This is a genomic window from Guptibacillus hwajinpoensis (assembly GCF_001039475.1).
GTDB classification, from domain to species: Bacteria; Bacillota; Bacilli; order Bacillales; family Guptibacillaceae; genus Guptibacillus; species Guptibacillus hwajinpoensis.
This window is the reverse complement of sequence record NZ_LELK01000004.1, coordinates 492825-518657: the sequence shown is the minus strand read 5'-3', so window position 1 is coordinate 518657 and position 25833 is coordinate 492825. Positions and strand designations below refer to the sequence as shown.

The 25833-nt window shown below is 41.8% G+C and carries 23 protein-coding genes and 1 riboswitch; of the genes, 5 read left to right on the top strand and 18 right to left on the bottom strand.

The window, feature by feature from the left end; translation table 11 throughout:
* Positions 1-58 precede the first annotated feature (58 nt).
* Together AB986_RS12940 and AB986_RS12935 are read right to left on the bottom strand one after the other, a co-directional pair.
* Entirely contained in the window at positions 59-733 is a 675-nt protein-coding gene (locus AB986_RS12940; protein ID WP_048311538.1) for an MgtC/SapB family protein, read from the bottom strand.
* Positions 734-1079: 346 nt separating this feature from the next.
* Positions 1080-1421 (bottom strand): hypothetical protein, encoded by a 342-nt coding sequence (locus AB986_RS12935; protein ID WP_048311537.1) that lies wholly within the window; start codon positions 1419-1421, stop codon positions 1080-1082.
* 451 nt (positions 1422-1872) lie between these two features.
* Here AB986_RS12935 and AB986_RS12930 point away from each other — a divergent pair, with 451 nt between their 5' ends.
* Positions 1873-3297, top strand: a complete 1425-nt coding sequence (locus AB986_RS12930; RefSeq protein ID WP_048311536.1) for a peptide MFS transporter — start codon at positions 1873-1875, stop codon at positions 3295-3297.
* Positions 3298-3481: 184 nt separating this feature from the next.
* Positions 3482-4204: a coiled-coil domain-containing protein gene (locus AB986_RS21225; RefSeq protein ID WP_053216175.1), complete on the top strand. Its 723-nt coding sequence runs from the start codon at positions 3482-3484 to the stop codon at positions 4202-4204.
* Between the two features lie 88 nt (positions 4205-4292).
* Here AB986_RS21225 and AB986_RS12920 read toward each other — a convergent pair whose 3' ends face one another.
* The 8 genes from AB986_RS12920 to nikB are packed head-to-tail and all read right to left on the bottom strand — an operon-like array spanning position 4293 to position 12477.
* A complete protein-coding gene (locus AB986_RS12920) occupies positions 4293-4823 on the bottom strand; it encodes a chromate transporter (protein WP_048311535.1) in 531 nt (176 codons plus the stop codon).
* Positions 4820-5407, bottom strand: coding sequence for a chromate transporter (locus tag AB986_RS12915; RefSeq protein WP_048311534.1), 588 nt, complete (start codon positions 5405-5407; stop codon positions 4820-4822). The genes AB986_RS12920 and AB986_RS12915 overlap by 4 nt, the downstream gene beginning before the upstream one ends.
* A 36-nt stretch (positions 5408-5443) precedes the next feature.
* Positions 5444-7054 carry a gamma-glutamyltransferase family protein gene (locus tag AB986_RS12910; protein WP_048311533.1) on the bottom strand — a complete coding sequence of 537 codons (1611 nt, stop codon included), beginning with the start codon at positions 7052-7054 and terminating at the stop codon, positions 5444-5446.
* 45 nt (positions 7055-7099) lie between these two features.
* Positions 7100-8080, bottom strand: a complete 981-nt coding sequence (locus tag AB986_RS12905) for an ABC transporter ATP-binding protein (RefSeq protein ID WP_048311532.1) — start codon at positions 8078-8080, stop codon at positions 7100-7102.
* A complete protein-coding gene (locus AB986_RS12900; protein ID WP_048311531.1) occupies positions 8052-9050 on the bottom strand; it encodes an ABC transporter ATP-binding protein in 999 nt (332 codons plus the stop codon). The genes AB986_RS12905 and AB986_RS12900 overlap by 29 nt, the downstream gene beginning before the upstream one ends.
* Positions 9051-9058: 8 nt before the next feature.
* On the bottom strand, positions 9059-10600 hold the full coding sequence (locus tag AB986_RS12895; RefSeq protein WP_048311530.1) for a glutathione ABC transporter substrate-binding protein: 1542 nt from the start codon (positions 10598-10600) through the stop codon (positions 9059-9061).
* Between the two features lie 20 nt (positions 10601-10620).
* Entirely contained in the window at positions 10621-11520 is a 900-nt protein-coding gene (locus tag AB986_RS12890) for an ABC transporter permease (RefSeq protein ID WP_048311529.1), read from the bottom strand.
* A gap of 15 nt (positions 11521-11535) precedes the next feature.
* Positions 11536-12477 carry a nickel ABC transporter permease gene (gene nikB / locus AB986_RS12885; RefSeq protein WP_048311528.1) on the bottom strand — a complete coding sequence of 314 codons (942 nt, stop codon included), beginning with the start codon at positions 12475-12477 and terminating at the stop codon, positions 11536-11538.
* Positions 12478-12796: 319 nt separating this feature from the next.
* Here nikB and AB986_RS12880 point away from each other — a divergent pair, with 319 nt between their 5' ends.
* Entirely contained in the window at positions 12797-13264 is a 468-nt protein-coding gene (locus AB986_RS12880; RefSeq protein WP_048311527.1) for an Lrp/AsnC family transcriptional regulator, read from the top strand.
* Positions 13265-13330: 66 nt separating this feature from the next.
* Here the strand turns inward: AB986_RS12880 and AB986_RS12875 are convergent, their stop codons facing one another.
* The 3 genes from AB986_RS12875 to AB986_RS12865 form a co-directional block, all read right to left on the bottom strand.
* Positions 13331-13687 carry a hypothetical protein gene (locus AB986_RS12875; RefSeq protein WP_048311526.1) on the bottom strand — a complete coding sequence of 119 codons (357 nt, stop codon included), beginning with the start codon at positions 13685-13687 and terminating at the stop codon, positions 13331-13333.
* Between the two features lie 226 nt (positions 13688-13913).
* Positions 13914-15182, bottom strand: a complete 1269-nt coding sequence (locus AB986_RS12870) for a GGDEF domain-containing protein (protein WP_048311525.1) — start codon at positions 15180-15182, stop codon at positions 13914-13916.
* Positions 15183-15251: 69 nt separating this feature from the next.
* Positions 15252-15340, bottom strand: a riboswitch (cyclic di-GMP riboswitch).
* Positions 15341-15555: 215 nt separating this feature from the next.
* The gene (locus AB986_RS12865; RefSeq protein ID WP_048311524.1) at positions 15556-16671 is read right to left on the bottom strand and encodes an NAD(P)/FAD-dependent oxidoreductase; all 1116 of its coding nucleotides are present in this window, start codon (positions 16669-16671) and stop codon (positions 15556-15558) included.
* A gap of 211 nt (positions 16672-16882) precedes the next feature.
* On the opposite strand from AB986_RS12865, the gene AB986_RS12860 reads away from it, so the two are divergent.
* Positions 16883-18658 (top strand): metallophosphoesterase family protein, encoded by a 1776-nt coding sequence (locus AB986_RS12860; RefSeq protein WP_048311523.1) that lies wholly within the window; start codon positions 16883-16885, stop codon positions 18656-18658.
* A gap of 264 nt (positions 18659-18922) precedes the next feature.
* A complete protein-coding gene (locus AB986_RS12855) occupies positions 18923-19573 on the top strand; it encodes a cyclase family protein (protein WP_048311522.1) in 651 nt (216 codons plus the stop codon).
* Positions 19574-19667: 94 nt separating this feature from the next.
* On the opposite strand, the gene AB986_RS12850 is transcribed toward AB986_RS12855, so the two are convergent.
* The 5 genes from AB986_RS12850 to AB986_RS12830 form a co-directional block, all read right to left on the bottom strand.
* The gene (locus AB986_RS12850) at positions 19668-20054 is read right to left on the bottom strand and encodes a hypothetical protein (protein ID WP_048311521.1); all 387 of its coding nucleotides are present in this window, start codon (positions 20052-20054) and stop codon (positions 19668-19670) included.
* Between the two features lie 206 nt (positions 20055-20260).
* The gene (locus tag AB986_RS12845; protein ID WP_048311520.1) at positions 20261-21073 is read right to left on the bottom strand and encodes an alpha/beta fold hydrolase; all 813 of its coding nucleotides are present in this window, start codon (positions 21071-21073) and stop codon (positions 20261-20263) included.
* Between the two features lie 210 nt (positions 21074-21283).
* Positions 21284-23431: a glycoside hydrolase family 140 protein gene (locus AB986_RS21220; protein ID WP_053216174.1), complete on the bottom strand. Its 2148-nt coding sequence runs from the start codon at positions 23429-23431 to the stop codon at positions 21284-21286.
* 215 nt (positions 23432-23646) lie between these two features.
* Positions 23647-24012, bottom strand: a complete 366-nt coding sequence (locus AB986_RS12835) for a helix-turn-helix domain-containing protein (protein WP_152670990.1) — start codon at positions 24010-24012, stop codon at positions 23647-23649.
* A gap of 20 nt (positions 24013-24032) precedes the next feature.
* Positions 24033-25184 (bottom strand): NAD(P)-dependent oxidoreductase, encoded by a 1152-nt coding sequence (locus tag AB986_RS12830; RefSeq protein WP_048311518.1) that lies wholly within the window; start codon positions 25182-25184, stop codon positions 24033-24035.
* Positions 25185-25833 lie beyond the last annotated feature (649 nt).

Here is a 25833-nt window from a genome sequence, read left to right as displayed (position 1 = left end):
AGATGACATTATTGGAGTTCAGTCGACTTAAACCGGGTGGTGCCTGTCACCCGCTGTCTTACCCATCAACCTCCACGAACGTAGTGCCGTCAAGGTCTCGCAGTTGTTGATAAATACTCGTTATGTGGTTACTTTCAAACGTTAATAATCGAAGATCTATCTGATGATCCTTCTCTTTTGTATCGCGCACTCGCACGTGTTTGACCTCAAAATCAGCAGCCTGAATCGAATTCATGAACGCTGTAATATCCGTTCCTTTTTGAAGGGTAATTTTCGCTCGCATCTCACGCTGTCTTAATTGGCTTGGACCAATTTTCTTAATAATAAGCGGTAGTAAATTAACACTAAACAGAATTAGCGCCACTCCGACAAATGCTTCAAAATAAAATCCAGCACCTGCCGCAATGCCAAGACCTGATGCACCCCAAATAATAGCTGCCGTCGTTAATCCTGATATCGCATCGTTATTACGTCTTAAAATAACCCCAGCACCGATGAAACCAATTCCTGACACTACCTGTGCTGCAAGACGCATCGGGTCTGTTCGAATGTTAGGTGAGATTTCAGAAAACGTCTCAGCAGACTCAATTGAAACAATTGTTAATAAACAGCTACTAACCGCAATCACCATACACGTTTTTAAGCCAAGCGGCTTATGCTTAAGCTCCCTTTCAATTCCGATCATTAATCCTAAACAAGCAGATATACAGAGCTTTACAATGACAACAACCATAGTCCCCCACCTCTTCACTATCGATTTTTCTTTTATTTTACCAAAAATATCATGTTCATTCGAAAGAGCATTAGTAATAATCGACCACATTCAAACTTCGAACAATAAAAAAAGTCGCAGGAAGTTAAAGCCTCCTGCAACCATCATTATTCGCAACTATTTAAAGTACACCATTAGAGTCTTTAGAAAATGCTGTCCCGTCAGTTCTGCGGATAAAAAAATCATTCCCCAAAAGGGGATAACGAACAAACAAATCCACCCAAAACAGTCTAACGCGTCTTTCATATTAGATGATTTCTTCTTCATCTTCTCCACCTCAACTTAGATTAGTTTAACTCGAGCTTATCTAGTAAAGGATGGAGTTTGAAAAGTAATTCGACTGAAAAGCATATGCTCCTAAAAAGCCATGTGCATCAGGATGAATTTCTTTCAACGAAAGATTCCTCATTATAAAAGGGGGATGGATTTGAACATTCACAGCTGAAAGAAGTGGAACAAAATGACGAAGAACCTTTTGTTTTTCAAGAGAAACAGACTGTGTATAAGGCGTCATGTTGACGTCAGGAAGATAGTCCAATTCAGTGATTGTAGGCTGCTCAATTGGTTGGTAATCGAATTGATTGAGCTGCTGTGCTGGATATATAAACACGAGAAAGCTAAACAATACGACCAAGAAAAGATGCTTCACCTCGTCACTCCTCCACAATCACCGTAATTCACATATTTTTCTTATTTTAGCACCGTTATACTATTAAAGTCTATTTGTATTGAACGCTTTCCCATCGCGCAATTCGACAAATAATGAGTTCATTCGGGTGGTGACAGGCACCCGCCGCAATAACACAGGGATAAAGACCTAGATCTTTATCCCTTATTTTTGTATTTATTATGTAATATTGTAAGCGTTATCTTTCCTTCGATTAACAAACCTAAGTGAAATCAACACCCTATCAAACGCAGTAGATAAAAGGGTTTATTTTCATTAAATTTGTAAATTCAAACAAATACACCTTCGTAATATCGATGTAATTTTTACAAATTTACAAACATTTTAAAAAGATAAACATTTCTTTTACATCTTTAAATTGACAAATAATTTGCTAAAATGGAGAAGTTCTTAAAAATTGGAGGTTAAATATATGGATACCACCATTCAGGGAAAACCAGCTAAAAACGGAAAAATGAAACACCCTCCTGGTTTGTACCTTTTGTTTATCACAGAAATGTGGGAACGCTATAGTTATTATGGTATGCGTTCAATTCTAGTTCTTTATTTAACAGCTGAATTATTCAGCGGGGGACTTGGTATGGATCAAGGTAAAGCCCTACAGCTTTACGGTATATATACAGGTCTTGTCTACTTTACACCTTTGATTGGTGGTTACCTAACCGATAAATTCATCGGACTACGGACAGCCATTACAATCGGCGGTATTACAATGGCCGTTGGTGATTTTACCCTTTTTGCGATTCAAGAGCAATGGGGACTTTACATTGGACTACTCTTACTTATTATCGGTAATGGATTTTTCAAGCCGAATATCTCCACTCTTGTCGGAGAACTTTATAGTAAAAATGATAAGCGAAAAGATTCAGCATTCACGATTTTCTACATGGGTATTAACCTAGGTGGACTCATCTCGCCATTGGTTGCAGGCTTGTTGTATGCGAATATTTTCTATACAAATACAGGTGGCGTTCCAGTATACGGATTTAAATATGCATTTCTTGCTTCATCAATCGGTATGATTATCGGACAGGTTACATTTAATCTACTTTCGAAAAAATACCTTGGCGACATTGGCCGCACACCATCAAGCAATCGTGTAACACCAACAGTTAAAGGAAAAGCGAAACCACTTACTAAAATTGAGAAGCAGCGTACAGCCGTTATTCTAATCCTAGCTGTCTTTACAGTTACATTCTGGGCTGGATTTGAACAAGCTGGTGCTTCGTTCACATTATACACACGTGATTTCCTAGACCGAACCGTATTCGGGTATGAAGTACCTGTTTCATTCTTCCAGTCACTTAATCCATTGTTTGTGCTATTACTAGCACCAATTGTTTCAGCAATTTGGTTGAAGCTTGCGAGATCCAAGCGTGGAGACTTCGCAATTCCAACAAAAATGGCATTTGGCCTGATCTTACTTGGAGTCGGATTTATGGTGATGGTTCCAGCTGTATTGATGACAGGAAGTGACGAAGGAAACGTTGCAGTTAAGGCAACGATGCTATTTATGGTTGTCACTTACTTCTTCCATACACTTGGTGAGCTTTGCCTTTCACCAATCGGACTTTCTCTTGTTAGTAAAATGTCGCCAGTGAAAATCGCTTCATTACTAATGGGTGTTTGGTTCCTAAGTAACGCAGCAGCAAACTATCTTGCTGGACAAGTTGCAGCACTCACAACATCAGCAGGATATCTTGAAATCTTCATGTATCTAGGCTTTGCCGCTCTTGGACTCGGCATTATCCTTCTGCTACTGTCTAAGAAACTACAGAAGCTTATGCATCTTGAAGAGTTTGATGATGATCATGTTGCGAAGCAAATGAACGAATAAATAGAAGTCAAAAATCGGTTCCCTCTATATAAGATGGGAACCGATTTTTTGTATTCGACAAAAATCGGGTGGTGACAGGCACCCGCAAACCTGCGAACCGCGAATCCCCTCAAGTGCTAAACCCACTCACCTGACAATATACATAAGTTGAAAGCTTAAACAGACATGTCTGGGGGAGTCTATCATGAAAAAAGGAATGATCATAACCCTCTCCATTACTGGAGGAATTGCTACTATACTTGTAAGTGTCCTAATCGGCGTACTCATTGGCAATGCAGATCTCGAGGAGAACTACACAGATCAACTTAAGAAGATCCAATCAGATATCACTAGTGCAGAAGCCAGAGTAAAAGACGAAGAAAGTAAATTACTATCCATTAAAAAACACACTGATGCTGCTGAAGATCAACAAGATGTCGAGAATAAAAAACTAGAAAAGCTGCAAACAGAAGTGAAAGAAGTAGAAAAATTAATTGATCAAAAAGACACGATCACGAAAGAAATCGACTCTCTAAAAAAAGATCAAGATAGCAATAAAAAAGAACTCAACAAACTGAGTGACAAAGTTAAAGAAAAAAAGGCTTACGTAAGCGAACTAGATGATACGATCAAAGCAAAGGAAAAAGAAATCGAGAAACTCGATAAAACCATAGTCCGAAAAAGCGAAGAACCAATCGAACTCATTGCTGGTCAATATCTAGTTGGCACAGATGTGCCTGAAGGTCGATATCAAGTAACAAATACTGGTGACGGCACAAACTTTTTTGTCTATGACTCTAGCGGAATGCCCATCGTCAATACAATACTAGGTGATGGTATGGTCGGAACTGGAGACTACGTCTTCTTCACAACTACAGGTGATATGATTGAAACGCTTGGACCAGTTAAATTACTTCCAATAGAATAAGAGAAAAAGAGCTCCCGCGGCCTGCCGCAGGAGCTCTTTCATTTCGACATAATACGCGCTATTTCGGGTGGTGACAGGCACCCGCGAATCACCCCAAAAACACCGCACCATACGCGAGCGATCCAACAATCACAAATGCAGGATGTACCTTCATTCGCTCCATCAACACGTAACTTGCACCAATGAGAAAGGTCGTTTGGTACAGTCCCGCTCCTTCATAAGACGTTGTAAAAAACTGAAACGCCATGACGCCTAATAGAATGGCGATTGTAGGACGTATGAGCGCAGTCATCTTTTTAACTTTCGGCGAGTTCTTGAACTTAGTAAGCAAGCTCAATAACAAAATCATTAGTATTAATGAAGGTGCTACCGTAGCAAACACGCCAACGAATGCACCGAGAACACCTCCCTGTTGAAAGCCAATGTACCCTGCCATTTTCGTTGCAATCGGTCCCGGCAGTGCATTCGCCATCGCAAGCATTTCACTAAATTCATTCACACTCATCCAGCCAAAGCGACCAACAACTTCATTTTCAACAAGTGGAATAGAAGCAGGTCCACCACCGTATCCAACAATCCCAGGTATGAAAAAGGCAACAAAGATGTCCCAATAGATCATGATGACTGCTCCTCCTTCACCTGATTATTTTCCTTGTCCTCATCCTGCTTTCCACGTGACGGTTTCAATAACGCATAAAGCAACAAACACGCAATAACAATCCCTGGATGAACGCCAGCTAACTCAATCAGTCCGTAGGACGCAACAGTTAAAATAATCGTCAAAATCCATCCCAAATTCCCCTGAGCTTTTCGGAAGAAATCATACGTTAATACCGCTAGCATCACCCCAACAACCGGGACAACTGCCTGGGTCATTCCCTGCACCCACGCCTTTTCACGAAAAGTGGATAGAAACGTTAGGAGGAAAATCATAATGCCAATCGTTGGTACAATCGTCGCTAGAACGGCGTTAAACATCCCGCCTATCCCTGCCACACGATGACCAATGTACCCTGCCATTTTCGTCGCAATCGGACCTGGCAATGAATTACCCAATGCTAAAACATCAGCAAATTCATCATCATCGAGCCATTTGTATTTCTCTACTACTTCTTTATGAACAAGTGGGATGGAAGACGGTCCACCACCATATCCAAGCATTCCCACCCTGAAAAAGGCGAGAAAAAGATGCCACTGTTGCATGAGACACCACCTTTCACATTCTCAGCACCGCCTAACCTAGTAAGCAGCGATTGTGCCATCTGTTCGAGATTCGGTACCTCCAAACAGTGTACCAGATTGGTGATCACGCCAGATAATCTGCCCTCTTCCGAACGCGCCTTTTTCCAATTGAACTTCAATCTTGTGCCCTTTTCGACTGAGCGCTTCTGCAAGATAAGATGGGAATGTCGATTCGACCCATACTCTCTTCCCCTCTACCCACTGCCATCTTGGTGCATCAAGCGCCGCCTGAGGATTCAAGTTAAAATCAATCATGTTTGTGATCACTTGCAAATGACCCTGCGGTTGCATAAAGCCGCCCATTACACCAAATGGACCGACCGCTTCTCCATTTTTACTTAAGAAGCCAGGAATAATCGTGTGATACGTCCGCTTTCCTCCCGCTAGAGCGTTATCATGCTCAGGATCCATCGAGAAATTATGCCCTCGATTTTGCAATGCGATACCTGTCCCTGGTACAACAAGCCCAGAGCCGAATCCCATGTAGTTACTCTGTATAAATGAAACCATGTTACCTTCAGCGTCTGCCGTCGCTAAATAGACCGTTCCGCCTTTTGGTGGCTGTCCTGGTGAAGGCATCAATGCCTCATCCCCTATTAACGCACGGCGACTTTCTCCATACGTTTCTGAAAGCAAATCGTCAACTGCAACTGACATTTGCTCGTGATCTGTTATGTACTTCTGTCCATCGGCAAATGCCAGTTTCATTGATTCAATATGTTTATGATACGTTTCAGCAGATTCTTTATGATCGAACTCGAATCCTTTTAAAATATTTAACGCAGAAAGAGCGATTAGCCCTTGTCCGTTCGGTGGAATCTCCCAAACATCATACCCTCGATACGAAACAGAAATCGGATCCACCCATTCAGGTTGGAAGGAAGCAAGGTCTTCCTCTGTAAGGTAGCCATTGTACTTAGCCGAAAACGCAGCAATCTTCTCAGCAATTGCTCCCTGATAAAATGACTTTCCATCCGTATCCCCGATTTCTCTCAACGTCTCAGCATGACCTTTCGAACGAAAAATCTCCCCAACTTCAGGCGCACGTCCTTCTGGAGCAAACGTTTCAAACCAATGCGTGAACTCATCATCTGTTAAAATTTCTTTAAACTGAGCGTGTGCATTTTGCCAGAACTTACTTAGTATTGGTGACACTGGGAACCCTTCTTCTGCATAATGAATCGCAGGCTCCAACGTCTCTCTTAATGAAAGCTTCCCGAAGCGACGCGATAATTCCGCCCATGAAGCCGGAACGCCAGGAACAGTTACTGGAATCCACCCGAACTTAGGAATTTCATCGTATCCCCGTTCTTTCAATGACTCAATAGAAATCGATTTTGGTGACGGACCGCTTCCATTTAAGCCATGCAACTGTCCCTTTGTCCAAACGAGCGCGAACGCATCGCCACCAATCCCGTTTGACGTTGGCTCAACAACCGTCAGCACAGCCGCTGTTGCGATCGCCGCATCAATGGCATTGCCCCCTTTTTTCAGAATATCTAATCCCGCCTGTGCCGCTAACGGCTGCGACGTCGCAACCATCCCTTTATTTGCAACCGTCGTCATGCGCTGTGAAGCGTATGGGTAATGCAAGTAATCAGTCGTCATAGGAATCTCCTTTCATTATCAAAAAAATAGATCTATCAAATGATATCATAGGCTTACTTTATGACACGCTACATAGTGACCTTCTTTAACCTCTCGCCAATCTGGTCTCTTCTCACGACATTCCTCTGTTCCAATTGGACAACGTGTATGAAAAGGACAACCCGTTGGGTAGTTAGCTGGATTAGGTAGATCCCCTTTCAAATGTACACGCTCTCGTTTCTTGCCTGGAACCGGTCTTGGAATCGCAGATAGCAATGCCTTTGTGTATGGATGAAGTGGATTTTTATATAGCTCATCAGCCGGTGCTAGTTCAGCGGTAGCTCCAAGGTACATAACGAGTACCCGATCACACGTATGTCTCACAACACCAAGATCATGGGATATAAATAAATATGTTAATTGATGCGACTGCTGTAGCTTCTTTAAAAGTGAGATGATCTGCGCTTGGACAGAAACATCTAGCGCTGACACTGCTTCATCACACACGATGAAAGAAGGATTGAGGGCAATTGCACGAGCAATGCCAATCCGCTGACGTTGACCTCCGCTAAATTCGTGAGGATACCGTTCATAGTGCTCCCCTTTTAATCCAACTTCCTTTAATAATTCTCGCACCCTCGCCTGACGCTCGGCTTTTTTCAAGGAGGTGTGGATGATGTAAGCTTCTTCAAGACTATCTCCAATCCGCTGTCGTGGGTTTAAAGAAGCATACGGATCTTGGAATATCATTTGCATTTCTTTTTTGAATTTCTTCAATTTCCGATCTGAGAGGCCACCTATTTCCTGACCTTTAAACTGAATTGTACCCTCAGTTAACGGCTCGAGCCCAAGGATTGTTCGACCAAACGTTGATTTTCCGCAACCAGATTCACCTACAACACCAAGTGTCTCGCCTTCTAATACATCAATCGAAACACCCTCGACAGCTTTCACGTTGGCCATTGTTTTACGAAGCAAGCCGCTTTTTATCGGAAAATACTTTTTCACATCACGCACTTTAAGAAGAGGTTGCGGACTGTTTATCATAGTGCTTCACCTCCTGTAGCCAGCATTTTGATTGATGTTCTGAGCTCAATTCAAACAGTGGCGGTTCCATTTCCATGCATTTATCCATCGCAAAAGGACATCTCGGATGGAAACGGCATCCCTGTATTTCTTCACTTAAATTTGGTAGCGAGCCAGGAATCGCCTCCATCGAGTGATCAGGGTCATCGATGTTCGGAACAGAAGCCAATAACCCTCTTGTATAAGGGTGCTTCGGAGCTTCAAAGATTTCAGTAACAGTCCCTACCTCGACAACTTCACCCGCGTACATAACCATGACGCGATCAGCTACCTCAGCCACCACGCCCATATCATGCGTCACCATTACAACACCCATGCCAAGATCTGCTTTCAAATCATCGATTAAATCAAGAATTTGCGCCTGTATTGTTACATCAAGTGCAGTGGTAGGTTCGTCTGCGATAAGAAGAGAAGGATTGCACGCGAGCGCCATCGCAATCATCACTCGCTGCCTCATTCCACCACTTAATTCATGCGGAAATTGCTTTAGCTTGCTTACAGGATGAGGAATTCCCACTTGATCTAAAAGGGTTATCGCTTTTTGAGTTGCCTCTCGCTTCGATAGTCGTTTGTGTATCATTAGTGGCTCTCGGAGCTGGTAACCAATCGTAAACACCGGATTCAACGCCGTCATTGGCTCCTGAAAAATCATAGAGATCTCGTTTCCTCTAAGTTTTCTCAGTTCTTCTTCGTTTTTCGTTGTTAGTTCTTCACCTGAGAACTGGATTGATCCACGTGAGATTTCACCATTGCTCGGTAAAAGTCCCATTACCGAAAGTGTCGTAATGCTTTTCCCACATCCAGATTCACCTACAATACAGAGGGTTTCCCCTTTGTCTACCGAAAAAGATACTCCCCGTACAGCAGAGAGTTTACCCTCAGCCGTACGAAAGGAAGTAACAAGATCATTCACCTCTAATAATTGATTCATCGTTCACCCTACTCTCTGTGTACGTTATATAACGACCACTGACCTGTCGGATCTAGTTCTAGTCCTTTAACAGATTGATCATATGCCGCAGTCACAACGCCATGGTGCATCGGAATCCAGACAGCATCCTTCATTGCCATCATGTTCGCTTCATGAAGCTTCTCTTCTCGTTCTGCCTGATCGACTGAGACACGAGAGGCATCAACTAACGCATCGAATTCACCATTGTCATAACCTGTTCGATTCGATGATCCAAGGTTATCGGAGTGAAGGTTAGGATATAGTAATTCACTTCCATCAGCCGTACTATTTGACCAGCCTAGGAAGGTCATTTCGAATTTGCCCTGAGTTGTTGTATCAAGGAACGTTCCCCACTCCATAGACTCGATGCTCACATCAAGTCCAACATCACTAAGCTGCGCCTGAACGATTTCTGCCATCTTCATATAATTACCTGTGTTAGCAGCAAGCAACGTGATTTTCTGACTAGCATAGCCATTGTCTTCAAGCATTTGCTTCGCTATTTCCGTATCAAAATCATATCCAGCATCCTTTGCTTCTTCTTTGTATCCAAATACTTTCGGACCGATAATGCTATCATTTTGAATACCAAGACCACCAAGCTGATTCACATAAGCTTCTCGATCGATCGCATGAGCAATCGCTTCACGAAACTTTGGATCGTTGAATGGCTCTTTATTCATATTAAAACCAAGATAGTAGACTGGGGTTCCTTCTTTTGTATTGATTTCAACATTTTCCATTGATTCAATTCGTGGTAAATGCTCACTTGAAATATTATCAAGGAACTGGACTTCACCAGTCTGAAGCATCGAAACGGCAGTTGAATATTCTGGTACAACTTTCATTGTCACTTTCTTAAGATCTGGCGCACCTTGCCAGTAGTCTCCATTTGCTTCTAACGTCACTTTATCTCCCTGTACCCATTCAACAAACATAAAAGGCCCCGTACCAACTGGTTGCTTATTAAGATCACCATTCTGATCGGCTTCAGGACTTACAATTGAAGCATTCGTATGTGAAAGTGCTGCAAGTAAAGGACCGTATGGCTCTTTCGTATTAATTACGACTGTATACTCATCTTCCGCTTCAATCGACTCGATTGGTTCAAGTAGAGATGCACGCGGAGCAGCTCGTTCTTCATTGAGGAATTGCTCGAATGTGTATTTCACAGCTTCTGCGTTAAGAGGAGTACCATCATGGAACTTAATATCCTCTTTTAACTTGATTTTCCAAGTTGTATCATCAGGATTTTCATACGACTCTGCAAGCTGTGGCTTGATTTCCATCGTTTTAGGATCACGTACGAAAAGCGTTTCATATACTTGTTCGATCATGGCAGATGAGACAGAATCATTTGTATCAATTGGAGAAAGACCAACAATATCGGACGTAGCCGCATACGTTAATTCTTGAGATACGTCATTTCCTCCATCGCCTCCAGACGACGATTCACCACTGCAACCTGCTAAAGCTAGAACTAAAATAAAAAGGACGAGAGCGATCGAGTTATTCCATATTTTTTTCATTCAATAGACCTCCATTTGTTTTAAGTATCAAGCTCCATATTCGGATCAAGTGCATCACGTAAACCATCTCCAACAACGTTAAAAGCAAAAACAACGAGCATAATCGCGATTCCAGGGATAACCGTCATATGTGGTGCTGTCCACATAAAATCCTGTCCAGCTGCAATCATGGCGCCCCACTCTGGTGTTGGTGGCTGTGCACCAAGCCCGAGGAAGCTTAACGCAGCAGTTGAAAGAATTGCTGTTGCCATTCTCATTGTCGCGAACACAATAATCGGTGCTGTGCAGTTTGGTAGAATATGCTTCATAATAATTCTTAAATCACTCGCACCAAGAGACTTCATCGCCACCACATATTCTTGCTTTTTAACCGAAAGGACACTGCCCCTTACAATCCTTGCACAGGTGGGAATTGACCAGATGCTAATCGCAATCACAACGTTCACAAGGCTTGTCCCGAGCATCGCAATAATCAACATCGCAAGTAGAATACCTGGGAAAGCGAAAAGTAAATCTACGAACCTCATAATAACTCCGTCTAATTTTCTATAATAACCTGAGATAAGACCAAGAAAGAGCCCTCCAAGTAAACCAAGCGTAACCGATGTGATCCCAACTATTAATGAAATCCTTGCTCCATAAACTAATCGTGCGAACATATCGCGACCGTAATTATCTGTACCAAGGAAATGTCCCTCTGCGCCAGGACCTAATTGAGCTTTCGATAGATTTTGAACGACCGGGTCATACTGAGCAATCCACGGAGCGAAGATTGCTAATAGAATCTGAAAAGCAATCACGATCATCCCGAAAACAGCCAGCTTATTTTTACATAAACGCTTAAACGTTTGGAAAAGCATTCTTTCCTTTTTCGGCTGTTTCACGCTAGTATTTGCAGGACTTATAACTCCAGAAGCCATCGTATCCCCTCCTTATCAGTCATAGCTAATTCGTGGATCAATTACTGCATAAACAATATCCACAATCAGATTCACAACAACAAACAGCGTAGCAACTAGTAAAACCGTTCCTTGAACTACCGGGAAATCTCGTGCAGCAATGGCATCAATCATTAATCGTCCAACCCCATTAATTGCAAAAACCTGTTCTGTGATAATTGTGCCGCCTAATAGAAAACCAAAATTCAATCCAATAACCGTAATAACAGGGATCATTGCATTTCTTAATGCATGTACCCAAGTAACAGCGCGTTTCCGAACGCCTTTCGCTCTTGCAGTTCGAATGTAATCGGCCCGAATCACTTCCAACATCGTCGATCGACTCATTCGCGCGATCATAGCGGCAGATGCTGTTCCTAGCGTTATCGCTGGGAGAATTAATTGCTTCATCCCTTCAATTGTCCAAAACGGTGCACTTAACCCTCCAACCGGAAGCCATTGAAGCTGAACGGAGAAAATCAAGATAAGCATCGCACCAAGCCAGAAGTTTGGAATTGAAATCCCCGCCAAAGCAACTGTTGTACTTGAAACATCAAACCACGAATTTTGTTTCGTAGCTGAAATAATTCCTGCAGGTACACCAATAAGTATCGCAACAATCATGCTCGCAATCGCTAGATTAAAGGTTTGTGGAAACCTCGTCATAATAGCCGAAGAAACCGACTGATTGTTTTGAAAGGAATACCCAAGATCTCCATGCAACACACCCGCTATGTAATCAACGTATTGCGTTAACACTGGACGATTTAATCCTAGCTCCTCACGAATTGCAGCTAAGTCTGACTCAGTAGCTGTCGGTCCTCCAATAATCGAAGCTGGATCCCCTGGTGCCAGGTGCATACTCATAAACACAAGAAATGATATACCAAAAAGCAATAATACGAGCTGAAGCAAACGTCTAACAATTAGACCAAGCATGTAATCCCTCCCTTAGCTAAGTTTTTAGCAAATAATGAATTTACCTATATTTATTTAACTTTAATTCATTTATTCACCTCTTTTTCATACTTTCGTTAACTTAATTTATACTTTTAATTAACAAATGTTTTTATTATTCTAGATTATAAAGGATGATCTATCAGAATAAAAGGTGTTTTGACTAAAAATTTTAATTTTTGTATAATTTCTTCATATTCTGATAAATTATCCAATTCATCGTCGCATCATATGCAAAATGTAAGTAAAGATTTCAGTGTGGTATGTTATCTATAGATCATTAGTGTTGGGGTGTGTAAAAATGAATGAGGATAAAAAACTAAAAATTGATGATACAGATAAGCGAATTATCGAGTTACTTACTGAGGATGGCAGGTTGTCGTATGCAGATATCGGAAAAGAACTCGACCTATCTCGTGTTGCGGTGAGATCTAGGGTTAATCAATTAATTGAGTGTGGCGTAATTGAAAAATTTACGTGCGTCGTGAATAGCGAAAAAGTAGGAAAAGGAGTCTCCGCTTTTTTCGAAGTTGATTGTGAACCACGATCTCTTGTCGAAGTAGCTGAAAACCTCGCGAACAATCCTTATGTCGCTAGCTGTTACCAAATGACGGGACCAAGTACGCTACATATGCATGTGCTCGTCAATGATTTTACACAGTTAGAGTTCTTTGTGAATAATGAATTGTATGCACTAGAAGGAATTACGCGCGTTGAGTCACATATTCTTTTGCGCAGATTTAAGAGTAGAAGCGGATTGAAATTGTAACAAAAACTACAAAAAAACTCGTCATCGGACGAGTTTTTTGTCAATCAATATCCTTCATCACCTTATTTAATCAACAAGGCCATTCGCTATGTATTCCCCGTTATCCACATCAGCAAAAACGGTGATAGTGTTTGTTGAAGAACCACTTCTAATTGGAAAATCAATAGCATACACTTCGTTTCCGATGTATAGAGTCTCACTCATATCATGTAAATCGGAACTCATTATACCCTCTCTTAGCTCTATTTTAGAAACAGTTGCATCTTCCCAATTACCATCAATGAAATCTTTTTGTTCTGATGGTAACTGCCCCCAAACAACTTCACGAACATCCTTGTCATCAGAAGCATCGTTCTCATTCGTACAAGCGATTACTCCCATTGACAGTACTACGATCAGAATCAGTAACATGACTTTCTTCATCCTATAACCTCCATTCTAATAACTCAAAAGTGAAAACCGGTTCAACCCGAATCGCAACTTCACAAACTGTACTACAAATCTCAAATGAAATAAACAACACATCAACCGTGATACATGAGATGAACCCCTTCTATCACAGACTAATCATTCATCTCTTTTAGCAAGGTTTATTACGGAAAAAAGCGCTGCATCGCTATGAAACAGCACTTTAAACTTGATACAAACCCTACCGACTAACCAACTCACTCACCCGCTCAATACTAGTCGAATAGGTAACAACGTTATTTCTCATTTTCTTTGCTTCGTAAAGAGCCAAATCAGCGTTTTTGATGAATTGTTCTTTTGTATCCGCCATCTCTGGATAGGTGGAAATTCCAATCGAAACCGTAATATGACCCATTTCCATAGAATCCGCGCCATAGAAGTCTTTCTCTGCAATAGCTTGTCGTAATTTCTCAGCGAGAGCGAGTGCTTCCGTCTGATTAAAGTCTGGTAGAATCAACGCAAATTCTTCTCCACCGTATCGAAACGCATCAACACTCTTTGGCGTTTGATCAAGGAGGAGTCGGGATACCTCTTTTAACAACTTATCTCCTTCAGGATGGCCGAACTGATCGTTGTACAATTTAAAGAAATCTAAGTCGATCAACAAAAGCGATACCTCTCGATCCAATACAACCACCTCTTCTACTTTCTCTTGAAAGTGGCGGTGATTATAGAGATTTGTTAATCCATCTTTAATCGATAGAATCTTAAAATCATTATACATCGCGTAGTATGTTCGATAAGAAATTCCGAGACCCCAGAGAACAATGACGAAAAGAACGATCCCAATGATCTCCCCCTGCTCAATCACCTTAGTTACGAGCGTTGCAAGTGCCATTAAATTCAGATAAATGATATTCGATTTAACATCAGTTGAGATAAACGTTTGCGTGCTAATGTACATAAAAATCGTAACGAATAGAAAATTTATTACCTGGTAGCACAAAATGTAGAGTGAATACGACAGAACGTTATTCAGATCAAGCGTTCCGATTATGCCCCCTGCGAGTTGATAGACTTGTAGAGCGACATAAACAGAAAGGGCATATTGCGCTCCATTGAATAAAATCGGCTTCCACGATGAAGGTTTCATACATGCGAGAATAATTGTGGAGCCTAATAAGATACAAGCGGTTGGAAAGAATCCATAAAGGACACTCGAAGTGAAAAGTAGCGGAGAGACTAGGGAAAGCTCTTCCCCACTTGGTAGTAAAATCGGGCGCCATTCAAACCAAATCGCAACTAATCCAATGACTAAAATAACAATTACTTCATCTTGATTCAAAGGTCTAAGATGAACGAGCGTTAGACTAACAAATACTCCAAGGCAACAGTACAGGTAAATCCTCAACAGCATATTTTGTTTCAATGTCATTGCTACGAAATTCCTTTCAGAACGATAGAGTACGAGCGTTATAACGTGTCTCAACAACAATCTATTCATATGCATGCTGAATCTCTTATGGTGTAAAACAAAAAAATGCTACTCCAAATGGAATAGCATGACGTCTCTTCGCTATTCGGCAACCTGGCAATCATAGTAACAAACGTTACGTTAGACCCACGGCTTTGTGTCCTTACCTTTCGATAAGTTTACCTTTGCGTTATTGTGTATATTGCTTGTTCTAATCCGGGCGTGTTTTGGTTCTTTGTACCTATGAACACATGTTATGGTATTTTTTACTAATAAGCAAGAAAATTCTTTCGACATTAATAGTATTTTTCTACATTTTATGACATTACTGATCGATCATGGAACAACTGCTGTTCATACTTAAAAGATGCACCCCCAAAGGGTGCACCTCTCTATTCATATTAACCATTTAACTAAAAGCACTACCTGGATGATAATCCTCTAACGGAAGCTCATTTCGTTCTCCAAGAACAAGCCGAGCAATCTCCGCACCAAGAAAGGGCCCGCTCGTTAAGCCGGACGCTCCGAGCCCGTTTCCAACAACTAACCCTTTCACATGAGGTATTGCTCCAATCATCGGCACATTTCCAGGCGTGAATGGACGAAATCCAACTTTGGTTTCCACGTATGTGCTGTTCTCCAATCCAGGCGCAACCTTCAATGCTCGGTCGATAATATGGTTCACGCCACCCATCGTGACACGCAAATCAAAACCAGCTTCATCTTCCTGCGTCGCACCTACGACAATTTTCCCATCTTCAAATGGCAAGAAATATTGAATAAAAGGAGGCATCACTATTGGCCACTTATTTGTATCGGTATCCGGAAGCTTTAGATGAACAATCTGCGCTTTTTGAGGGGAGACGAGAAACTTCATACCAAGCGGCTCTAGTAGCTCTTTCGACCAGGCACCCCCAGTAACGATCGTTTGATCGGAATGATAGAGCTCTCCATCTACCACTGCACCTTTTACTCGTGAACCATCCCAATCAAGCGTTGCATCGCCTTGTAACACCTTCGCGCCGTTCTTTTCCGCCGCTCGAATCAGCGCATTTCGCAATGCTGCTCCATTTACTCGAGCCGCGCCACTAAGATGGACGGCACTGTAGTGATCCGATAGCGGAGGAAATAGCGCATTCGTTTCAGCAGCTGAAAGGCGAGACACATCCCCCATCTCTGGTGTATCTTTTCGTCGTTCCATCGCAAGCTTTAATTTCTTTTCAAGCTTCTTCTCACCTGAATAGATATTAATGGCACCAACACGGGAATAGCCCGTGTCTTTTTCACCATCTTTTCGTAGTTGTTCTATTAGAGTGGGATAATAGCGTGCTCCCGCTTCTACCAATCGATAAAACGCTCCACCGCGACGATTCGTCAGCCATGGACACACAATACCAGCTGCAGCTTCAGTCGCTTGCCCCTCATCTTTTCGGTCGACCAGCATCACATCCGCTCCTTGCTTAGCCAGGTGATAGGCAGCGGACGCACCAAGTATGCCTGCTCCTATTACAATAATTGATTTCATATGTTGCACCTTTTCTTCATTTGTCTGTTACGTCATTTTACAAGATAACGCCAACGGACTCAATCACGGGTTAGTTAATTAAACGTTTGATTAACGATTCAATCCTTAACAAATCTAACATCTACCCCTAATACTTTGTAATTGAAAGTTAACACTTCCTTCACAGTACCCCTTTACACTATAAGTATCACCATCACTAGGAGGACACAACTTGAATAATCGTAGAAACGTTTTAGCAGCCATCATGATTGCTGTTATGTTTATTGGTCCGTTATCAGTATTTTCCGCTAGTAGCCCACTAGGTACTGTCGATCAACAAGATGGAGGAATTGGTAACACAACTCACTTCACTGATGATGCACTAAACATTTCAGTAGACCCGAAAGTAAATGACATCATTGCCCCTCTTTTTGGAACACCTGCGATTAAAGAAAATGGACAAACGTTAACTGTGAAAATGGATAGTCAGGGGAAAGAGGCAGCTGGCTGGAGCGTGAAACTAAAGCCAACAAATCATTCTGCTTTCACAGAAACGTATGAATTGCCTGTTGAAAACGTAACGGCAGGACAATCCCATTGGAAAGACGCCTCGAACATCTATGATGTAGAAGTAGTTATTCCCAAAGACGTACCAGAAGAATTATATGACCTTGAAGTATCCTATACAGCAAACGGACAACGAAAAACGGATGAGCAACCACACTCCGTCAAAGTAGTAAAAGAGTTTAATAAAGATTTTACATTTCTACACTTAACAGATACGCATGTTGGTTCGCCACGTAATCTAGGTAGCACAGATGATCCATCAACTGTGAACGCAGGCCGCTTGAAAGAAGCGGGCATGTGGAATCCTGATGAAGACAAGCGCTGGCTATACCTACAGAAAGCCATTGAAGAAGTGAACTTGAAAAATCCCGATTTTGTTGTGGTGACTGGAGATTTAATGTTTGGTCAAATGAATCCACAAGAATACATCTACGAATATGAAGAAACGTACAGAATGCTACAAAAGCTAGACGTACCTGTCTATCTTGTTCCAGGAAATCATGATTACTATGCGCAAGACGCAACACTAACGGATGGCGCAAAATACTGGGAAGAATACTTTGGACCTCAATACTTCTCATTTGATTACGGCCCATACGCTCACTTTCTTGGGTACAACTCGTTTGATTGGCACAAGTTCGATCGAAGCGGAAACGGTACTGTTTCTGTACCAACATGGGGTGGACAAATTCGCGAAGAACAGCTGAACTGGGTGAAACAAGACCTTGCCGATAACGCCAAAACAGCCCATCCTGATCAAATCAAAGGACTGTTCTCTCACCACAATCCACTCTGGCAGGATCGGGACATCTGGCCAAAAGATGACCCAGACGTACAGAAATATTGGAAGCAGTATGACGAGCAGCACAACCCACAAAAGCTCGATACTCTTATTCTTGGCGAAAAGCTGGGTATCGATTACGACCAGCAGTGGCACGGAGAAAACGCAAACGAACTAATCGATGTGATGAAGCAAAACAACGTTGACCTAAGCCTTCATGGTCATACACACATTGATAATGTGACCGAAAAAGACGGCATCCTCTATACGACAACAACGTCTGTAGAGCTTAGCGGCAAACCATGGGCTGGCTTCCGTCCTTTCGAAGTGAAAAACGGAGAAGTCACGAATTACAATTACGAAGAACCAAGGCACTCTGTTCCTGTTTACCAAAATGGCGACACCGAAAGTGGCGTTATGTCACTAGAATCGACGTATCAAAACCCGAACGACGGAAGTGCTACGAAGCAAACGGTGACAGTCTTTAATCGCTTGAAGAAAGAGATGACGGTAACCATACCTATGTATTTAGTGAAAGGTGACTATGCTGTATCAGAAGGAACAGTGAAGCAAGACGTTACTTCTGGTGATAAGCAGTATATTGAGGTAGAGGTTACGGTGCCAGCGAATAGCACGAAAGAGATCGTTGCAAACGATTAGCCAAACAAACACCCGAGGATTACCACATCCTCGGGTGTTTTCTTTCGACAAAATACGAGCTAAACCGGGTGGTGACAGGCACCACCCTACTATTTACCCATTACGGCTTCACCTCAAGATGGTCAAACGATTTCAACTACCGAAAAACAGTATGATATCATTACTGCAAACACAGATAATCACTTTCGGAACGAATTGAAACAAACATTCTTCTCCATGCTAGAAGAACGAAGAACTGACATCTACAGCTAAGGAGCCCATCTCATGAACTTTAAACAGATTATCGACTTATCCATTCCAATCAACAATGAAACGCCCGTTTACCCTGGAGATCCTAAACCCAACATTCATCCTGCTGCAGAGCTTGATAAAGACGGCTACCAGGTAACCCAGCTTAACATTGGCTCACACACCGGAACACACGTTGACGCACCCTTTCACTTTCAGAAAGAAGGCGAACGAATCGATCAATCAAGCCTAACGAAATTCATGGCGCCTGGACTCGTAATTGATGTAACCGGTAAGGCACCAGCCGAACAAATCACAATGGACGATGTAGCTGACCAAATTGAAAGCGTCGTTCCAGGTACAATCGTCCTCTTTCACACCGGTTGGGCTAAGCATATTGGAACAGAAACGTATTTCGAGCATCCGTACCTTTCTGTAGACATCATCAACAGTCTGCTCGATAAAGGCGTAACGACCTTCTTTATCGATGCCCTTAACGTCGACCCACCAGACGGCTCTGCGTTCCCTGTACATGAAGCGATCACGTCAGAGAACGGCATTATAGGCGAGAATTTCTGTAACTTCGACCAAATCGATTTTGCGAATCCGCTCATCATCGCTTTACCGCTAAAGCTAGAAGGCCTAGATGGCTCTCCAGTAAGGGCGGTTGCAGTTGAAGTTGAGTGAAACGATACAATCATAACAAAAAGCCCTCTTTCAATTAAGAAAGAGGGCTTTTTGTTGCGTTCGACACCGTTCGTGCTAAATCGGGTGGTGCCTGTCACCGCTCAGTTAAATCGAATTCTTCAGCGACTTCAGCCATTCGTGACGGCATTTTCTTGTCGTTCATCACATTTTGAGATTTTTTGAAGTTAGCAGGATTAATTTTGTGCACCTTTGTGTTGTTACTTACTCCATCACTCGCGCCATACCCGACATAAGAGGGATACTTCTCCTGCTCTTCCGCTGGCTTCCGCTCTATATTGCCTCGTTTAGCATACTGGCCAACTTTCAAGGTCGACGTTTTTAATTGCTCTCCATACTTCATAGCCTTTTCAGATCCGTTTAGAATGACATCGCGCGTATTTTTCCTCGCTGTTTTAGAAAAAGCGAGAACGAGCGCTCCTGCTGATAACAATCCTAATGAACCAAAAACTCTTTTCTTCATGGTATGACCTCCTGATATTTCTTTCTCCACTTATCTATTGTGTAACAAGAATTACCAAATTATTCATGTCGCTTCGTTTTGGTTTAATACCCTTAATCCATTCGTTTATAACTTCTGAAGGCACACCTAATCGCTAAGACTAAAAAAAAAAACCTTTCCCCCATTCGAGAAAGGCTCCTTATAATAATCCTAACGTTTAATCTCACTTACCACTGATGAGCTTTCATTCTCGCAAAATGCCTCTCCAATAACTTATTTACTTCATCAGGCTTTTCAAGGGAAATAGAATGTCCCGCTTTCCCTAGTACTTCACATCTACCATTCTCTACTTTCTTAGCAATATTCTCAGAGAGTTTGATCGAATACGCATGATCCTGCTCTCCAGCAACGGCTAGAACTGGAATCTTCACACCTTCTAATTCCTCAAGAATGCTCGTCCGATGGATCACTTGATGCGCAGCATCACCAATCGATGGTTCAAGTTTCTTCATATAGTCGTACCAATAATTCCGTTCCTTCTCAAATACAGGATCATCTAGTGAAGCATCACCGAACATGATGTACATGAGCGTATCCACAACGCCTTCAGCTCCATGCATCTGAAGCTGTGATACGAGGGGCTGAAATTCAGCTCTTTTGTATTCTTCTTCACCCGAACTTCCTAGCACAACACAGGAACTTAACAAGTCAGGACGTCTCGCCGCTAGACGCAGTGCGATAAATCCGCCCATTGAATTTCCGATAAAATGACACTTTTTAATTCCAAGCTCTTCAATCAATGCAGCCGCATCGTCTGTAAGCGTATCCATATCAAGATTCTCCAAAAAGGACCGACCGCTTCTACCTTGTCCGCGATGGTCATAACAAATCACACGATAATTTTTTGAGAAATGTGCTACTTGATTGTGGAACATATACGACGTAAAGAATAGCGAATGACTGAATACCATGACAGGTGCATCTTTTGGACCATAATCTTCATAATAGAGCGGTGTATCGTTTACATCAATAAACGGCATGGCAAACCCTCTCCTTCAATATGAGTATACATATGGCGTATCAAGTAAAAAATTCCATACAAACCACCAAATCCCTGCTTTTTGGCGCAAACGACAAAAGGTTACACCGTTCGGGTGGTGACAGGCACCACCCGACCACCAGAACTAGGCGCAGCGACTAAAAAAGCCCTCTTCATTTAGAAAAGGACTTCTTCTCTCTACTACACACCTTTAAGGCGTCGGATAGCTCTTCGTATTATCATCAAGCATCAAAACCCAGTCGTTCCCTCTATTTGAGCTAGGAGCTGTAAAGGTTCTTGTACCTGTATTCGTATAGGTACCAATAAACGTTGTGGTTCCATTTCTAGGATTGTACCAGTGTGCTTTTACAGATCCTCCGCTGATTTTACTCATATTAACCGTTACCGTTCCTCCAAATGGTGTGTAGACGAACGCGTAACTTCCATCTGAAGCTCGAGTAGCCGCAATATAAGCACCACTTGTAGAAGGTTGGCTGGATGCAATGATTCCCTGATCTGGAATGCGGTTAAGAAATGGCCGACTTAACATTAGCTTTCGAATATGTGACATCTGGAATGCACCAGGGCTGTCCAATTCATCGTACCAGTTCGAATTTGCTCCTATCCACGGCGAATAAAGTGATTTCACATACATTTGCCAGATATCGTTATGACCATAAGTGATACCAAATGCTCCAGAAAATAGCGCCCAATATTGTGCCTGTCTGACATCAAAATCTCTTAATCTCGGATTACCTGCAGTATAGTTATTTGGAATATCTTCGTACCTATTCTCCGCATTCAAAGTTGGCTTTGCTGGAGATAAGCCCCAATCATTAGCGACTGGTGGGTAGTTAGGGAAATCAAAAACCTGCGCAGTCTGATTTGAGTTGAAGTCCAACATTTGTTCCCCATTACTCAACGTAATCGTATGCAGATACTTAGAGGATTGTGTTCGTGGGTGATAAGTTCTTAAGAAACGGCCTCCATCACCATCAACGATACCGTTAGCCATGGCTTGGTAAATCGAAATAAAGTCAAAACTTCCTGGGACTGCAGGATCTCCATCTCCTCCGAGCATCCAGATGATATTTGCTTTACCCTTATATCTCTTAGCAAGAAAGTTCCCGTGGAAGTAGGCTTTGTTCTTCGCTTCTTGTAATCCTTGATTGTTTGTTGATGGATTTAGAGCTGGGTTAGGAAAACCTCTTGATGGACCTTCTAACTCAGCACTTCCCCATAACGGCAACATAACAATATAGAGACCCATTTCCTCAGCTTTATCAACAATCCAGTCGACGTTCTGGTAATAAGCTTCATTCGGTTGGTAAAAGTCATTGTTCAATATTGCCTTATCACCATAAATGTTAGGAGCTACACCAAAACGCTCAAACTGCGTCACAACAACAGCCTGTATGGCATTAAAACCTTTTTGCTTTCGGTTCGAAAAATACATCTCTGCTTGTTCCCTTGTAACCCTTCCGAATAGCTCCCAGGCTGTGTCTGCCATATAGAAAAATGGCGTTCCATCTTCATGGATAAGAAAATGACCATTACCGCTCACTTTAAGATGCCCACGATTAAATGGCTCATTTTGTGTTGGCGAATCTGGATCCGGATCTGGATCTGGGTTAGGAGCACCTGATTCTACTACTAAGCTTGGATTACGGAATACAAATGTTCCTGAGGAAGCTGTTCCGTTTGTTAATCCTATGCGAAGACTTTTCGTTGTACTTTGTGTTTTAAATTCAAGGTCTGCTGAAATAGCCAGGAATTGTTCTGCACCTGATTGATTTCGTTCAAAAATAAAGATAGTCCCATTGTCTTGGTTTCCTACTTTGAAAGTATACTTTGTATTAGATTGAACTGGTTGGATAATCTCAAACACATGCCACTGAGCATTTGCTCGAATCGTGATCTGATTTTGACCCGTAACTGCAATCTGACCTGGGCTGTTATTAACCCATTGACTATTTGAAAGCTCAGGAAGAAGTTCTACCGTATCACTTACAAGTTCTAATGAGGGATTACGAAAGACATATGACCCGTTAGGAGTCGTTCCATTAGATAATCCGATCCGAATGCTGTCTGTATCTTTTTTCGTAGTGAATTCGATATCTAGCGAACCTGTCAAGTAAGTCTCTTTGCCGTTGCTTCTTTCAAAAATGAAGACGGTTCCGTTGTTCGGCTTTTCGATTTTAAAATGATAAGCAGTATTCGACTGAACAGGGAGAGTAATATCCACCACGTGCCACTGTGAAACAGCATTGATGACCACTTCATTACTTCCAATCAGTTCAGTTTGGTTAGGGCTGTGCTTCACCCATTGACTGCTCGAAAAATCTGGCAGCAAATTCATAGCTTGTCTCCTTTCGCATTTACTATATTCTATGGATTAATTCATAAATAGAAAGGGCTATTCGCCATATACATACTATTAATTGGTAAAATTGGTTATTTCGCACACGTTATTTGTGAGTTAAACAAACGTTTATGTAACCAAAAGAAAAACGACCACAATTGGCCGTTTTGTTGAAATCCACATTTAATTAGTTAGACAGCTTCTTTAAAAAGTCATCTCTGCTTTTTCTTCCATTTAATGTAGTCGATTACTTGTTTGTACTCGTTTAAATCGACTTCTTCAATACCTGCCTTTTTTGCTTCTTCATTAAACAGTTCCAATCCTTGACTTTCTTGTGCTGGACTCGCTTGATCTTCCCCTGTCCCGATGATATCGTGCAGATTTGTATCTAACACATCGGCTAATCGATTGATGACATTAATAGAAGGGTTACTTTTGATGTTTCTTTCAAGGCTGTTAAGGTATGACTTAGAAACACCGGATTGTTCAGCTAATTCGGTAAGAGAGATTCCTTTAGCCAATCTGTATTTTTTTAAATTTTCTCCTATCATACACATCTTCACCTTCCAGTATCTCACCCCTCCTTAACGGTAAGATACTATTTGATAGCTACCCGCTCCTTTAGAACACTCCTCCAAGCTTTCAGTGCGATGCTTTCAGGAATATCCACATCTGAGAATTGAATCATTTCTCCCTCTTCAATTGGTTTCTTTAGTCGAGCATTACGAAGAACACCGATAGGAACGTGATTCTCATTCTTTTCAATTCGTACGGCTTCACCCCTTAGATCAAAGCTACCAATTGCCCGTTCTATAAATTGACCAACATCAAGCTTTCTTTTGGCTATTGCCGCTACACTTATGGTTGGCTGCTCGCTATTATTTAGCAATACGCCTTTCCCATCTAGTACTCGTCTTATTGTTTTCAGTATTTCTAGATGACATAAATGAGAGTTTGTAAGGGAAGTGTAATAAGGGCCCATGCCCATTTTGTAATAACGAAGCGCGTCCTGCTGATCCTCATCATGGGTGGCAGTAATGAAAACTCCTGGCGGAAGTTTAGAAGATAGAATATAATCACTAATTGGTAAACTGATTCCTTCGGCTGCTCTCGCTAATTGTTCTCCTCCCTCCTTAGCATCATCAGACGCAAAACCAAGGAGCCCATCTTTTGCAATTGTTGCCCCAAGCCCATTTGCTACAAGCGCCTGTTCAATTTGTACCTTTGTACCATCAGTGAAGGAAGTCGTCATACCGATAGTGGTGCCGTTGCGCTTGGACCAAAACTCCATATCTTCCTTTGAAGGATTCGTTTTCAAAAAGCCTTTTATATTACCATAAACCACTGGTTTAAAACCCATTTGCTTAACATTTTCATCAAGGGCTGCAATACATCCAGGCTGATCGCCTTCAGCTTCTGTTATGAAACCTTTTCGAGCAAAGTAGGAACCCGTCGTTACCTGAAGTTCGGCATTCATCGTAACAATGGGCAAACCAGCTTCCATTGCTCGTTCAATCACTTTACTTCCATAGATAACATCCCCACTGCATTCTACAATTAGATCACTATGTTCAATTAACTCATCAACTGAATTTGTTAAACGCTCTTGAAAAGGATAACCCACCATATCTGTTGTATTTCTTCTGGTCAAAATCCGTGAGACAGATACATCTTCTTGTTTACCTATAAGCCGAATCAATCCAGTGGCTATTAGGCCAGTACCAATAACTCCTATTTTAGCTCGTTGCATGCATCTCACTCACCTTCATTGTTATAATTTCTAGATTTCAATTTCTAACTAACACGTCTTTTTCTTGCATTGATAAGGTCTTATTAATTTACAGAATGCCACCTAGCAATTCAATTGACTATGATTTCATTTCAAGAGATTTGTGTCGCTGCCATCTTGGCATTCCAATTCCCCTAGTAATAAAAAATGGATAAAAACTCTTTCCTTTCACAGGTTGTAACAACTTGACACCAATGAGAGCTGTTTCAACCACTTCAATTGGAAATTGCTTGGGATATCAGATCTATATAAACTATTATACTGTTCATTATAAAGAACACAAGTGTATTTTTTTATAAAACCTCACTTGAATTTGGTGACCCTACTGATTTATATACTTATTAAGAGGTTTCTTGCGTTTTAAGTGAAAATGCTTGGCATCGGTGTGTACTTAAAAACTATAACTTCCTTTTCAAAAGAAAAAGATTAGTGTCAATTCAGTTTATTAAATTAAGGCTATGTTAGGTCATATTGTTTGTTTCTCGATTTTTGGCTCATTCGAGTGAAACCTCAGTTTCACTCGCCTTTCAGCTCTGCTGAAAGGTCGCCCAGTGGTGACCAATCGACTGAGCAAATGAATTTGCTCAAAGCGATTGGTCACCACTGGGCG